Origin of the sequence: Frondihabitans cladoniiphilus, assembly GCF_039544345.1 — a bacterium.
GTDB classification, from domain to species: domain Bacteria; phylum Actinomycetota; class Actinomycetes; order Actinomycetales; family Microbacteriaceae; genus Frondihabitans; species Frondihabitans cladoniiphilus.
The window spans coordinates 38,351-51,794 of record NZ_BAABLM010000006.1 but is presented as its reverse complement, the minus strand read 5'-3'; the positions used below and the strand labels follow the sequence as shown (position 1 = coordinate 51,794).

Genomic DNA, 13,444 nt, shown 5'->3' with positions numbered 1-13,444 from the left:
CCAGCGCCGAACGGAGCGACGGCCCGCCGCTCAGCGCCGAACGGAGCGACGCCCGCCCGCTCAGCGCCGAGCTGAGAACCGGTTCCGCACCGCTCCGGCCGACAACTCGGGGAACCGGCTGCTCGACGGCAGCGCGATCGACGTCGTGTCGGCTGCCGAGGTGTCGTCGACGGTGAGGCCGTATGCGGGCGCGAGCCCGGCCAGCGCGTCGTCGACGCGACCGAGCGCGTGCAGCCGGTAGCCGAGCAGGGCGTCGTCGTCGGTCTCGACCAGGAGGGCGTCCAACCGGGTGATGAGAGTGACGGTGCTGACCCAGGCGGTGCCCTCCGCCGGCGGCGCGGCCTTCGTCGCTCCGACCGCCTCCGAAAGGGCGGTGATCGAGGTGGCCATGATGCTGCAGATCTCTTGGAGTCGCGACGCCTGGACGGTCGACAGAGCCGCGTGACGTTCGCCGCGATAGGCGATCGACCGGATGGTCGAGGCGACCGCGACCAGGGTGGTGCGGGTGGCGTCGTCACGGCGGTAGCCGCCGCCGGACGGGAAGCGGACGAGGGGCTTCAGCACCGCCTCGAGCTGGAAGGTCGCCTGATCGACGGCCCGCGACGCCGAGCGGAGACGAGCGGTCGAGCCCGCCGCGGTCTCGAGGACGCTTCCGGCGGCCGCGGCCTCGACGAACGCGCGCACGCTCGCGAGGTGTCGGATCACCGCACGACGGATCATCACCCCGGTCGCCACGGGCAGCACGACCGCGCTGACCCCGACGGCGACCAGCGCGCCGAGCACGTTCTCGGCGAGGCGGTAGAGGATCAGCTCGTCGGTGAAGGAGCCCGAGTAGTTGTAGACCTGGCAGAGCACGACTACGAGGCCGATCACCCAGAGGGCGTACGAGCGCGAGAAGAAGTACATGCCGGCTGTGAGGGCGACGACCACGAGGATCAGGGTCCACCAGACGTGATCGGTGCCGAGAAGCGCGACGAAGAGGATGCCCAGCACACCCCCGATGATGGTGCCGAGTGCTCGGTTCCCGACCTTGCGGAGTCGCTCGTGCGTGCTGTTGGTCCCCGCGAGCACGACCATCACGCCGATCACGCCCCAGTAGAAGCGCTGCCCGTCGATGGCGTAGGCGATCGGCTCGGTGATGGCGACGGCGATGGCGGCCTGGATGGCGACGCGGAGGGCGGGCGAAACCTTGACCCGGCGCCACGGGCCGGACATCCCGCCACCGGTGACCTCGGCGTTGAGGATGGGGCCGGCACCCAGCACACGGCCGCCGAACAGCACGACGGGGGACTCGAAGGGCACTCCGTCGCCGTTCGCCGGCAGGTCTCGGCGGATGTTCCGCCACTCGTCCGAGGACGTCGCGACATCGCTCAGCAGGAGGGCCGCCCGATGCACGGAGTGGAGCCAGCGCGGGTCGGACGCCACGGCGGGCGTACCGTCGGCCCAGGCCAGGAGCTCGCGCGCTGCGCGGTCGCCCTCGCGTCCGCCGTGTTCGGCGATGACGCGGAGCGCCCCGGCGACGCCCTCGCGGACTTCGGCGGGCGCGCCGGCCGCGACGAGCTCGTCGGCCACGCGGCCGAGGGTGTCGATGGCGAGTTCGGTGTCGAAGAGGATCTGGTGGAGGCGTTCGGCCGTCTCGCCGGTGGATCCGGAACCGGGTGCGGCGAGCATCCCATCGGCTATCAGCGCAGCCTCGTGGGCCTGGGCCCGGCGCCGGGCCAGACGCTTGATCGAGCGGTCGTCGGCCTCTTCCAGTGCTTCGACGGAGGCCTCGACGACGCGGCTCTCCCAGGCGAGGAACGCGCGGCGGGAACGCATCAGCGAGCGGAGCGCATTCGGGTGGAACAGGGCCCATCGGACGGCGATGGCGGCGGCCAGCGACCCGGCGAAGACGAGAGCGAGGTCGGGGAAGGAGGCGAGGGGGAGGGGTAGGAGAAGCCCGCAGAGGTAGGCCGCGAAGAGGCCGGCGCCGAAGTCGCTGGCCCACACGCCGAAACGGGCCGCGTAGAACTGCGCGAAGAGCAGGAAGACGATCAGCACCAGCTCGACGATCCGGTACGAGTGCAGGGCGATGCTGAAGAAGAGGGCGAGGGCGAACGGGACGTAGAGGGCGGCCGATCGGGCGGCCACTCGACGGGCGTGCGTGTCGACGACGACGAAGCAGGTGAGGAACGCCGGGAGAGCCCCGAGAAGGAGACCCACGGACGCGGGGAGACCCGCGGCCAGGGCGACGAAGTAGCCCGCGGCCATGCCGGCCGGCAGGCAGACGAGAGCCCGACCCCCGGCCATCATCTTGACGAGACCGACGTCGCGCATCAGGACTCGATCCCAGAGACCGAGTCTCCGTCGGGGAATCGTCGTCTGATGCTTCGGCATCGTTCTCCTTTTCGTTTGTTATGAACGAACTCTACCGTTCGGTCGTTACCGCGGCATTTCGCCAGGGGCGGCCCCGGAGGCGGGGCCGGCCACCGACCCGGCGGTCGCGCCTGCGGTCGCACCGGCCACCGATCCGGCCACCGATCCCGCCACCGACCCGGCGGCTTCCGTCGCCTGGAACGCCCGCCACATCTCGGCGTACCGCCCGTCGAGAGCCAGCAACTCGTCGTGCGACCCGACCTCCGTCAGGCTTCCGCCGGAGAGGACTGCGATCCGGTCCGCCGCACGGGCCGTCTGCAGGCGGTGCGCGATCACGATCGTCGTGCGTCCCTCGGCCACGTTCTGCATGGCCCGCGTGACGTGCGCCTCGGTCACGAGGTCGAGATTCGAGGTCGCCTCGTCGAGGAGCAGGACGGCGGGATCCACCAGCTGAGCCCGTGCGAGGGCGATGAGTTGGCGGTGCCCGCCCGAGAGGGACCGTCCGCGCTCGCTGAGCTCGTGGTGGTATCCGCCGGCCAGCTCGGAGACGAACTCGTGCGCTCCCACGGCGCGGGCCGCGGCCTCGACTGCGGCGTCCGAGGCGTCCGGCCGCCCGTACGCGATGTTGTCGCGCACCGAGCCGGTGAAGAGGAACGCCTCCTGCGGCACGTAGCCCAGGTGCGAGCGGAACGCCCCGAGGTCGAGCGAGCGGAGGTCGTCCCCGTCGAGCAGCACCGCACCGGCGTCGGGATCGTAGAAGCGGGCCAGCAGCTTCATGACGGTGGACTTGCCGGCGCCGGTCTCGCCGACGAGGGCGACGGTCTCGCCGGGCTCGACGTCGAGGTCGAGGCCTCGGATCGCCTCGGGCGGGCGGAGGAACGCCGCGTCGGCCGCCACCAGCGACCGGGGATCGGACGGGCCGCGGGGCTGGTCGAGGGCTGCGCCCGGGTTCACGGCCGGGTACGAGAAGTGCACACCGCGGAGGGTCAACCGGCCACGCGGGCGGCCGGGGTCTCGTGCATCCCGCGCTCCGGGGGTGAGGGTCTCGAGCTTCATGAGGTCGCTGATGCGCGCCACAGAGACGCGCGTCTGCTGCCAGGCGTCGAACACCTGCGAGAGCTGCTGGATCGGCGAGAAGAACATGTCGATGTAGAGCAGGAACGCGATCAGCGCACCCGACGTGAGGTGGCCGGAGGCGATGAGGGTGGCGCCGACGCCGAGCACGATCACGTCGGCGACCCCGGAGAGGAACTGCACGAACGGGAAGTACGTGGCGACGAGGCGCTGGGCGGCGATGCGGGAGTCGAGGTAGCGGCGGCCGAGACCGTGGAAGCGGGCCATCGTCGCCTGCTCGTGGACGAAGGCCTGCGACTCGCGGACGCCGGAGAGTGACTCCTGGAAGTCGGCGTTGACGATGGCGATGCGCTCGCGGGCGACGTCGTACAGCTGTGACGAGCGGCTGCGGAACCACACGGTGGCCGCGGCGAGCGGCACGACGACGCTCAGCACCAGGAGGCCGAGCTCGGTGTCGATCAGCACCAGGGCGACCCCGACGCCGACGAACGTGACGATCGAGACGAGGGCGGAGAGCAGCCCGTTCTGGATCAGCGACTCGAACTGGTCGACGTCGGTGGTCATGCGGGTCATCACGCGCCCGGCCATCTCGCGCTCGTAGTAGTCGAGCGAGAGGCGCTGGAGCTGCGCGAAGATGCGCACCCGGAGGCCGAGCATGATCCGCTGGGCGACCCTGCCGGTGACGAAGGTCTCGGCCATGCCGTCGACCATGTCGGCGAGCGTCACGAGAAGGAACGCGCCGGCGGCCACGAACAGCACCGTCTCGGAGCCCTTCTGCACTCCGCTGTCGACGCCGGTCTTGACGAGGTACGGCCCGGCCAGACCTGCCAGTGCGTCGATGACGACGAACACGAGCGCCAGCAGCAGTGGCTTGCGGTACTCGCGGAGGAGCGTGCCGAGGCCGAAGTCGTGCTGCTGCTTCGTCTCGGCGACGAGGTCGACGCGGGGCACGTCGCGGGTCGGTCCGAGGGCCGCCACCTTGGCGAGCAGTTCGGGGGTGGCCTCGAAGAACGCCGCCATCCCGCGGCCGCCGCCCTTGCCTCCGCCACCGCCGAGGCCCATGCCCAGGCCACCGCTCGAGACGGTCTTCGGGGCGCCGGGGCCGCCGGGTGCGTCGGGGCCGCCGGGTGCGTCGGTGTCGGTGCCCCACGCGCTGGCGGTGGTGCCCGTGTCTGTGGCCGTGCCGGTGCCTGTGCCTGTGGCCATGCTGGTGCCCGCACCCGCCTGCGCGCCCTGGCGCTCCGCCAGTGCCGCCAGCGTGTTGATGTCGCCGGCCGCCGCCCGGGCGGCGGTCGCGTCGTTGTCGGCCTCGCCGGAGATCAGCGCTCGGTAGGTGGCGCTCGATTGGGTGAGTTCGTCGTGCGTGCCCTGGGCCGTGACGCGGCCGTGCTCGAGCACGACGATCCGGTCGGCGAGACGCAGGGTCGACTCGCGGTGCGCGATGAGCAGGACGGTCCGGCCCTCGAGCTCGCCCCGGAGACCGTCGTGGATCGCCTGCTCGGTGGTCGCGTCGATCGCGCTCGTCGCATCGTCCAGCACGAGGATGCTCGGGTCGGTGAGGATCGCGCGGGCCAGGGCGATCCGCTGCCGCTGGCCCCCGGAGAGACTCAGCCCGCGCTCCCCGACGACGGTGTCGTAGCCCCGCGGCAGCGCCTCGATGAAGCCCGTGGCGCGCGCGACGGAGGCGGCGTGCTCGATGTCGTCCTGCGTCGCATCCGGCCGGCCGTAGGCGATGTTCGCGCCGACCGAGTCCGAGAACAGGAAGCTGTCCTCGAACACCACGCCGATGCTGCCCCGCAACGAGTCGAGCGCCAGCGAGCGCACGTCGTGGCCGTCGACCGACACCGAGCCCGAGGCCGGATCGTAGAACCGCGACACGAGGGCCGCGACAGTCGACTTGCCGCTTCCCGAAGGCCCCACGAGGGCGACGCGTTCGCCCGCACGGATGTCGAGCGAGAAACCATCGAGGGCGGGATGCTCGGTGCCGTACCCGAAGCGGACGTCGCTGAAGCGGATGGCCCCTGCTGCGCGGCCCGAGCCGTGGCTGCTTCCCGTGCGGCCCGTCGCGTCTTCGGGCGCAACGCTCGTGGCGTCCGCCGTCCTGCGGCCCGTCGCGTCGCCCCCGAGCCGGATCGCGTCCGGCGGGTCGGCGATGGCGGGTTCGCGGTCGATGAGCTGGAAGATCCGCTCGATGCCGACCTGGGCCTGCTGCCCGATCGCCAGCACGCCCGCGAGCTGCCGGGACGGCGCCATGAGCGCGGCGACGTACGAGCTGAAGGCGAGGAACGTGCCGATGCTGATCTCCCCCCGCAGAGCCAGGAACCCGCCGAGGGCGAGGATCGCGACCTGCGCGAGCATCGGGATCGCCTCGAGCAGCGGCTGGAAGCGGGACTGGATGCGGACCGAGCGCATCTGAGCGGAGTAGAGCGCACTCGACACGTCGGCCAGATGCTCCACCTCTCGGCGCTCGCGGCCGAAGGCCTTGACCACCCGCACGCCGTTGACGTCCTCGTCGACGATCTGGGCGACCTGCCCTTCGCGCTGCTGGGCGTCCCAGGTGGCGGGCATGATCTTCGCGCGCATCCGATACGCGGTGAGGGTGATGAGTGGCACCATCACCAGGCTGACCAGGGCCAGCAAGGGCGACAGCGTGAACATGACGACGAGCGACAGCACCATCAGGATGACGTTGCCGCTCATGATCGGCAGCATGTTCAGGAGCCCCTGCACCAGGGCCGAGTCGGAGTTCGCCCGGCTGACGAGCTGCCCGGTCGACATGCGGTCGAGGCTGGAGAAGTCCATCCGCTGCAGGTGGTCGTGCATGTCGTTGCGCAGGTCGTTCTGCACCTCGAGGGCGACCCGGCCGCCTCGGTACCGGCGAAGGTAGGTGAAGCCGAACGTGAGCGCAGCCAGCACGACCAGCAGGATCAGCCACGGGGCCAAGGGGCTGGAGCGCTCGACGATGACCCCGTCGACGATCTGCCGCGCCACCAAGGGCACGAAGACCTGCGTGATGCTGCCGAGGAGGGCGGCGACCAGGGAGATGACGACGCTGCGGCGGTGGCGCAGCATGTAGCGCCAGAGGCGGCGGACCCAGCCCTCCGGCGGGGTCGTGGTCGGGCGGGTCGTGCGCGCTCGTGTCTGGTCCGTCGGCGTCTGGCCCGCCGGCGTCTGGTCCGCCGGCGTCTGGCCCGTCGTGCTCACGCTCCGGCCTTGCGGTAGCGCTCCGTCAGGGCCTCGTCGATGGCCCCGTCGAGGGCGGCCAGAGACTGGATCACGCCCTCGGGGTCGTCCGTCCGGGCCGCAAGCTGTTCGAGCAGGTGGATCATGTGCCCCTCCATCCGTTCGAAGTGCTTCGCGCCCTCGTCGGTGAGTGACAGCGACGTCGCGCGCGCATCCCCCTCGACCGTGCCGCGCACGATCAGGCCGCGCTTGCTCAGCGACTCGACCGTCGCGCTGACCGTGGGCTTGCCGAGTGCCAGACGGTGGGCCAGACGGCTCGCACGCTCCTCGCCCGCGACGATCTGCGCCAGCACCCGGTAGTCGGCGACGGTCAGGTCGTCGGAGGCGCGCTCGAACACCCGGACGGCTCGGACGAGCGCGCTGACGGCGGAGACCCTGTCGGTGGAGACGCGGGCGGCGGATACGTGCGCGGCGGAGACCTGGTCGGCGGAATCGCGGGCAGCGGAGACCGTATCAACGGAGCCGCGGACAGGGAGGTCGCTCATGTCGCCACTCTACGCCGATGGTTCGTCTCTCGAACCATCGGCAGCTCCGTGGGATGCACGCCCTTCTCCTGCACGTCATCGGCACCGTCCCGCGTCCGTGCTTGTCGGCCCCGCCGTCCCGCTTGTCGTCCCCGCCGCCCCGCGCCCTCCAGTTCCATCACTGCCCCGAGTGACTCCAGAACACGCCGCTCACCTTTGCCGGTCTCCGGCGTGTCCTGGAGTCAGCGCCGGAGGCGCCGATCGTCGACTCCACAAACGACGGGGCCTCCCGAACCTGAGCGGCGTGTTTTGGAGTCCACCGCGAGACCCGCGTCGCGCCGTCAGAGAGCAGGGGGAGGCGCCCTCCCTCAGCAATGCCGCCACCCCGCGATCCCCGCCACCCCGCGATCCCCTGCCACCTCGCGACCCCCCGCCACCCCGCGATCCCCCTGCCGACCGCGACGAGCCTCCCGAGGACGGGAGCGCCCCGTCGGACCCGAGCTCGCCGACGCTCAGGCGACGGGAGCGAACACCAGACTGCCGTTGTGGCCCCCGAAGCCGAAGCTGTTCGACAGCACGGGCCCCGGGGTCCAGGCGCGAGCCTCGGTCGGAATGTCGAGCTCGATCTCCGCGTCCTGGTTCACGAGGCCGATGGTCGGCGGAACGGTTTCATTTTTGATCGTGAGGGCCACGGCGACGGCCTCGACCGCGCCGGCAGCGCCGAACGAGTGACCGGTCACGCCCTTGATGCTCGTCACGACCGGACGGTTCGTGTCGAAGACGCGCGAGACGGCTTCGCTCTCTGCGGCGTCGTTCAGTCCGGTCGAGGTGCCGTGGGCGTTGACGTGGGTGATGTCGGCCGGGGTGAGCCCGGCGTCGTCGAGCGCGAGGCGCATGGTGCGCTCGGCCCCGGTGCCGTGCGGAGCGGGTGCCGTGACATGGTGCGCGTCGGCGGTGGACGCAGCGCCCTCGATCGTCATGTAGATGTGAGCGCCTCGGGCGACAGCGTCGTCGTAGGGCTCGAGCACGAGCATGCCCGCGGCCTCGGCTGCCGCCATGCCGTCGCGGTCTCGGTCGAACGGTCGGGAGAAGCCGGACTTGGAGAGAGCGCGCATGTTGCCGAAGCCCGCGATGCAGACCGGGGTGAGGCTGGAGTCGGCACCGCCGGCGATGACGATGTCGGCAGTGCCCTGGGCGATCATGCGGGCCCCGGCGCCGATGGCGTCGGTCCCGGCCGCGCAGGCCGTGCTGAGGGTCGACGCGAATCCGCGGAGGCCGTAGCGGATGCTGAGGGCGCCGGCCGGGGCGTTCGGCATGACCATCGGCACGGTGTGCGGCGAGACCAGGCGCTCGCCGCGGTGGTCGAGGATGAGGATCTGGTCGGCCAGCGTCTGGACGCCGCCCATGCCGGTACCGAGCGAGACGGCGAAGCGGTCGTGGTCGATGCCGTCGATCAGTGTGCCGGTGTCGGACTCGGCTGGATTGGGGGCATCGGGGTCGATCACGAGGAGACCGGCGTCGCGCAGCGCCTCGTCGGCAGCGACGACGGCCATGCGGGTGACGATGTCAGAATTCTTGGCTGCCTTGTGGGTCATGAGGCGGCGGGCGTCCAGGGCCTCCTGGTCGACGCGGCGGACGGCGACGTGGGCCGCCGGCTCGAAGAGGCTCTTCCAGAAGGCGTCGACGCCGATGCCATTGGGAGTGACGATGCCGATGCCGGTGACGGCGACTCGCCGGTTCTGCAGGGGCTTCATGGTGGTTCTCCTTGAATTGGTGCGGATCAGGTCGTCGCGTTGCAACTGGCCGTGAACTATTCAACACTGGCGGTCGAGACCTGAGTCCCCATGACTCGTCCAACGTTTCCGGGCCCGTTTTGTGGCTGCCGCGACTCACGACGCATTTGATTGAAACAAAACGGGTGCAAGATGAATCCATGGACATGTCTCGAGGAACCCGCTGATGGTCGCACCGTTCGTCAAAGCCCTGGGGGCTCTCGTCGTGGGGGCTCCGGTCGCCGCGGTCCTGGGTCTCACCGCTCGGTCCCTGAAGAAGCAGGAGGACGCCGCCGTTCCGGTCGTTTCCTCCGGCGACTCCCCGCTGCGCGTCGAGGTCTTCAGCACCTACCGCGACAAGCGCACCCACGAGGTCCTCTCCCCGAGCTCGTTCAAGAAGGGCTACGTCTCGTACGATTTCCGCCTGCAGAACACGTCGGCTCGCGCCGTGCGCGGCGTCGTCATCGAGCTGGAGGATGCACAGGGCGACGTCGTCGGCCACGTGCGCGTCGGCGAAGTGGCGCCGCACGCGTTCCACGTCTTCGCCGCGAAGAAGCCCTGGACCCGCGCCCTCGAGGAGCACCGCGTCGCGCTCTCCGCCGCCCCGGCGGCCGTCCTGACCTGGCGTTCCGCCGTCGGTCGTCGCCGTGCGGTCGCCCCCGTGTCACCCGTCCGTGCCCTCGGCGAGTCCCCCCGCGAGGTCAAGCGGCGGAGCCGCGAGAAGGCTCCGGTCCGCGCCTCGATCATGGCCTGACCCCCCCCGGACTCGACGCTCAGTCGCGGCGGGTTCGTCGCAAGGGCGCGAGGAAGGTCAGGCTGGCGACAAGGGTCACCGCGGCGATGATCAGCCAGGGCGACGAGGCGCCGTTCAAGAGGGAGTCGGCCACCCCGAGACCGAGCACGGCAGCGGAAATCACCGCGACAGCCATCAGCCCGATCAGAGTCACCGACCGTCTGCGGTCGTGCATGGATTCAGTTTGTCGGCCTCCGGTCCGGCTCGATAGACGGCTCTTCGGAGGACACGAACCTCGGGCTGTCGAGTTCCGTGCCCGATGCCGCCCGCGCGTCGAGATCTCAGGATCGTGGTCGGCGGGCGGCTGCGGCTGGGCCTGTCCCGGCCGTCGTGCGATCCGTTGCCTGAGTTGCCGACGGCACCGCCGCCGCTCGGCCCCTGCCCGGTCTCCCGAATTTCCGCCCGGTCTCCCGACCTTCCGCCCCCGTCTCCCGACCTTCCGGCCCCGTCTTCCGACCCTCCGCCCCCGTCCTTCGACACTCTCGCTCCGCCTGCCCGCGGCAGGTTGCCGACCCAGAGGCACCGGTGCTGACTTCTCAGGAATCTGCTCCTCGACCGATTGCGGCCCGGGCCTGCGACGGTGGCCCGCGGCTGTCCGCCTGAAAAACCAACGGTCGAACGGACCTGGACCCGAACCGGTGGGATGCACTGCCTGCGTCTCGGCGACTCCCTGCCGAGCGCTCCGCAGTCGCTCGCGCCGCGCTGTCCCCAGTCCGCGCGTCGAGTTCTCAGGAGGGCGGTCGCTGCGCTACGGCGGCAGTGGCTGACCGGGCCGGCGCGGCACCGACGACCTGAGTTGCCGACGGCTGCGCGGCGCGACGGCATGCCCGGCGGGCCGGCCATCCGCGGGCCGGTCTGCGGAGCCGGGGTCCGCGCGCACGGGCGCGGCAGGTTGGCTACTCAGGAGCGCAGCCGCGCCGTGGCACCCCCTGGCCGGCGGCAGCCTTCGTGCAGGACTGGATGCCTGAGTTGCCAACGCCGGTTCGGTGGCCACCCGCCTGGCGCCACCCGCCTGGCGCCACCCGCCTGGCGCCACCCGCCTGGCCGACACTCGCCCGGCGGGCACCCGCCTGGCAGCCACCCGCCCGGCGGCCATCGGCCCCACCCACCCCGCACGGAACGGCCGGCCCCCGAGGGGACCGGCCGTTCCGGATGTGGATAGATAGTCGGACGAATGCCGCCCTGGTGCTACGAGCCGGACGGAACCGTGTCGGCGTCCGCGGCCCGGGCCTCCCGCACCGCCGACCCACCAGCGGCCGGCGCAACGCCGGACCCACCCGTCGCCGACGCGACCGCGGAGTCCGCAGGCATCGCGACCGTGGGCACCGAGCCCGTGGCCAGCGACTCCGCGACCGGCGACCGGTCGAGCGTGGTGGCCAGCGGCTTCTCCGTCACGAAGAAGAGCAGCACGGCGGCGAGCAGGACCAGCGGCACCATCAGCAGGAAGATCGGCGTCAGAGCGTCGGCGTACGACGAGATGACGAGCGACTTGATGCCGGCGGGCAGGTTCTTCACGATCTCGGGAGTGAGCGAGTTCGTGCTGCCCGTGGCCGACGAGGCCGAGGCCGGCAGACGATCGGTCAGCAGACCCGTCAGCTTCGAGACGAACAGGCTGCCGACGACCGCGGCGCCGAGCGAGGCACCGATCTGACGGAAGTAGTTGTTCGACGCGGTGGCCGTTCCGACCTCGCGCAGCGGGAACGTGTTCTGCACGATCAGCGTGAGGATCTGCATGGCGAGACCCAGACCGACGCCCATCATGGCGAAGTAGAGGCACATGACGAAGATCGGGGTGGTCGAGGTCATCGTGCTCATCAGGGCCAGCGCGCCGGCCGTGATGACCATGCCGACGATCGGGAAGAACTTGTACCGCCCGGTCTTCGACACGATCTGACCCGAGATCACGCTGGTGACGAGCAGGCCCGCCATCATGGGGATCAGCAGGAAGCCGGCCTGGGTCGCGTTCGACCCCGTGACCATCTGCAGGTAGGTCGGGATGTAGGCGATCGAGCCGAACATCGCGATGCCGATGACGAGGGTCGCGGCCGTCGTGAAGACGAAGTTCTTCTCCTTGAACAGGTGCAGCGGCATGACCGGCTCGGCGGTCTTCCGCTCGACGAGCACGAAGGCGACGCCGGCGACGACGAGGACGCCGAAGAGGCCGAGGATCTGCCAGGAGATCCAGTCGTACTGGTTGCCGCCCCAGGTCGTGGCGAGCACGAGGCTGACGGAGGCGATGGCCAGGAGCGTCATGCCCCAGATGTCGATCTTCGGCTTGCCCTGGTCTTCGCGCTTCGGCAGCTTCAGGAAGAAGACCGCGCTGGCGATGGCGAGGAGGCCGAGCGGCACGTTCATCCAGAACGCCCAGCGCCAGCCGATGCCGTCGGTGAAGAAGCCGCCGAGGAGGGGGCCGGCGACGGACGAGAAGGCGAAGACGCCGCCCATGATGCCCATGTACTTGCCGCGCTCGCGGGCGGGCACGACGTCGGCGATGATCGCCTGCGCGAGGATCATCAGGCCACCGCCGCCCAGGCCCTCGATCGCACGACCCGTGATCAGCGTGCCCATGTTCGTCGCGAGACCGCCGACGATGGAGCCGAGGATGAAGATCGCGATCGCGATGATGAAGATGTTCTTGCGGCCCATGAGGTCGCCGAGCTTGCCGTAGACGGGCAGCACGATGGTCTCGGCCAGGATGTAGGCCGTGGTGACCCAGAGCTGCAGGCTCACGCCGTGCAGGTCGCCGACGATCGTCGGCAGGGCGGTCGAGAAGATGGTCTGGTCAAGGGATGCCAGGAGCATCGTGACCATGAGGCCCGCGAAGACGAGCAGGATGCCCCGCCTCGCCGTGCTGTCGGTCGAACCGGCCTGCTGAGGCGGTTTGACGAGTGTGTCGGTCATTTGATTCTTTCGATGAGAGTGCGGACGAGTTGGGTGGCGCGGGGTTCGATGACCTCGACGGGATCGCTGCCGCCGTCGGAGATCCAGGATTTGACGGCCGAGCGGACGGCGCCGCCGCAGAGACTGAGCAGCATCTCGGCGGACGAGGTGTCGGTCGAAGCCGGGGGATGCGCGGGGTCGGCGTGGTCGAGCACGGCACTGATCGCGAGCACGAGCCCGTCGACCATGCGGTTCATCTGCGCCACGTGGCGACCGAACAGCTGGGGGTACTTCTGCAGGATCTCGTGGCGGGACTCGTGGAGTGAGGCGCCTTCGATCGTGGGGCTGATCAGGTCGAGCAGGAGCCGGATGGTCGACTCGACCACGTCGGCCCCATCGGTGCGGGCGATGTGCTCGGCGACGACCTCGGGCGTGAGCTCGATGTCGCGGATGCCGAGGATCGCGTCTTCTTTGGTCTCGAAGTAGTTGAAGAAGGTGCGGCTGGAGACGTCGGCCAGGGCGCTGATGGAGTCGATCGTGGCGTGCTCGATGCCGTCGCGAAGGACGAGGGCGACGGCGGCCGCCTCGAGGCGGGCTCGGGTCTCTTCGCGCTTGCGATCGCGAAGGCCGACGACGGGTTGTGTGGGCATGAGAGCAATTGTTGCTCGCGCTGCAAACTTACGCAAGTGAAATCGTGCGGATCTGCAAAGTTTCAGCTGTGCAGGTGCTGAGTCCGCGCATCCCCCGGTTAACGCACTGATGGGGCGGAACGGCACCATTACCGTTCCGCCCCATCTCTGGTGCAGGTTGCCGGTCCGATCCCGAAAAAAGGGCCGACGATGACGCTCCGGGCGAGAGGTCGT

At 70.4% G+C, this 13,444-nt stretch carries 8 protein-coding genes; 1 reads left to right on the top strand and 7 read right to left on the bottom strand.

Annotation, left to right across the window (positions count from 1 at the left end; genetic code table 11):
• Positions 1 to 60: 60 nt before the first annotated feature.
• From ABEA39_RS14445 to ABEA39_RS14430, 4 genes are all read right to left on the bottom strand, one after another.
• A complete protein-coding gene (locus tag ABEA39_RS14445) occupies positions 61 to 2,376 on the bottom strand; it encodes an FUSC family protein (RefSeq protein WP_345376634.1) in 2,316 nt (771 codons plus the stop codon).
• 45 nt (positions 2,377 to 2,421) lie between these two features.
• A complete protein-coding gene (locus ABEA39_RS14440) occupies positions 2,422 to 6,633 on the bottom strand; it encodes an ABC transporter ATP-binding protein (RefSeq protein ID WP_345376633.1) in 4,212 nt (1,403 codons plus the stop codon).
• Positions 6,630 to 7,157, bottom strand: coding sequence for a MarR family winged helix-turn-helix transcriptional regulator (locus tag ABEA39_RS14435; protein ID WP_345376632.1), 528 nt, complete (start codon positions 7,155 to 7,157; stop codon positions 6,630 to 6,632). The genes ABEA39_RS14440 and ABEA39_RS14435 overlap by 4 nt, the downstream gene beginning before the upstream one ends.
• A 491-nt stretch (positions 7,158 to 7,648) precedes the next feature.
• A complete protein-coding gene (locus tag ABEA39_RS14430) occupies positions 7,649 to 8,890 on the bottom strand; it encodes a beta-ketoacyl-[acyl-carrier-protein] synthase family protein (protein WP_345376631.1) in 1,242 nt (413 codons plus the stop codon).
• 205 nt (positions 8,891 to 9,095) lie between these two features.
• Here ABEA39_RS14430 and ABEA39_RS14425 point away from each other — a divergent pair, with 205 nt between their 5' ends.
• Positions 9,096 to 9,662, top strand: coding sequence for a hypothetical protein (locus ABEA39_RS14425; RefSeq protein WP_345376630.1), 567 nt, complete (start codon positions 9,096 to 9,098; stop codon positions 9,660 to 9,662).
• Between the two features lie 19 nt (positions 9,663 to 9,681).
• Here the strand turns inward: ABEA39_RS14425 and ABEA39_RS14420 are convergent, their stop codons facing one another.
• The 3 genes from ABEA39_RS14420 to ABEA39_RS14410 all read right to left on the bottom strand — a co-directional run bounded on the left by ABEA39_RS14420 (position 9,682) and on the right by ABEA39_RS14410 (position 13,231).
• Entirely contained in the window at positions 9,682 to 9,876 is a 195-nt protein-coding gene (locus tag ABEA39_RS14420) for a hypothetical protein (RefSeq protein WP_345376628.1), read from the bottom strand.
• 1,013 nt (positions 9,877 to 10,889) lie between these two features.
• Positions 10,890 to 12,602 (bottom strand): MDR family MFS transporter, encoded by a 1,713-nt coding sequence (locus ABEA39_RS14415; protein ID WP_345376627.1) that lies wholly within the window; start codon positions 12,600 to 12,602, stop codon positions 10,890 to 10,892.
• Positions 12,599 to 13,231, bottom strand: a complete 633-nt coding sequence (locus tag ABEA39_RS14410) for a TetR/AcrR family transcriptional regulator (RefSeq protein WP_345376626.1) — start codon at positions 13,229 to 13,231, stop codon at positions 12,599 to 12,601. The genes ABEA39_RS14415 and ABEA39_RS14410 overlap by 4 nt, the downstream gene beginning before the upstream one ends.
• Between the last annotated feature and the right edge of the window lie 213 nt (positions 13,232 to 13,444).

What these genes read in the sequence shown, in the direction of transcription:
- ABEA39_RS14435 (WP_345376632.1), bottom strand. Translation starts at nt 7,157, where the DNA reads ATGAGCGACCTCCCTGTCCGCGGCTCCGTTGATACGGTCTCCGCTGCC.
- ABEA39_RS14420 (WP_345376628.1), bottom strand. Translation starts at nt 9,876, where the DNA reads ATGCACGACCGCAGACGGTCGGTGACTCTGATCGGGCTGATGGCTGTC.
- ABEA39_RS14430 (WP_345376631.1), bottom strand. Translation starts at nt 8,890, where the DNA reads ATGAAGCCCCTGCAGAACCGGCGAGTCGCCGTCACCGGCATCGGCATC.
- ABEA39_RS14445 (WP_345376634.1), bottom strand. Translation starts at nt 2,376, where the DNA reads ATGCCGAAGCATCAGACGACGATTCCCCGACGGAGACTCGGTCTCTGG.
- ABEA39_RS14415 (WP_345376627.1), bottom strand. Translation starts at nt 12,602, where the DNA reads ATGACCGACACACTCGTCAAACCGCCTCAGCAGGCCGGTTCGACCGAC.
- ABEA39_RS14425 (WP_345376630.1), top strand. Translation starts at nt 9,096, where the DNA reads ATGGTCGCACCGTTCGTCAAAGCCCTGGGGGCTCTCGTCGTGGGGGCT.
- ABEA39_RS14410 (WP_345376626.1), bottom strand. Translation starts at nt 13,231, where the DNA reads ATGCCCACACAACCCGTCGTCGGCCTTCGCGATCGCAAGCGCGAAGAG.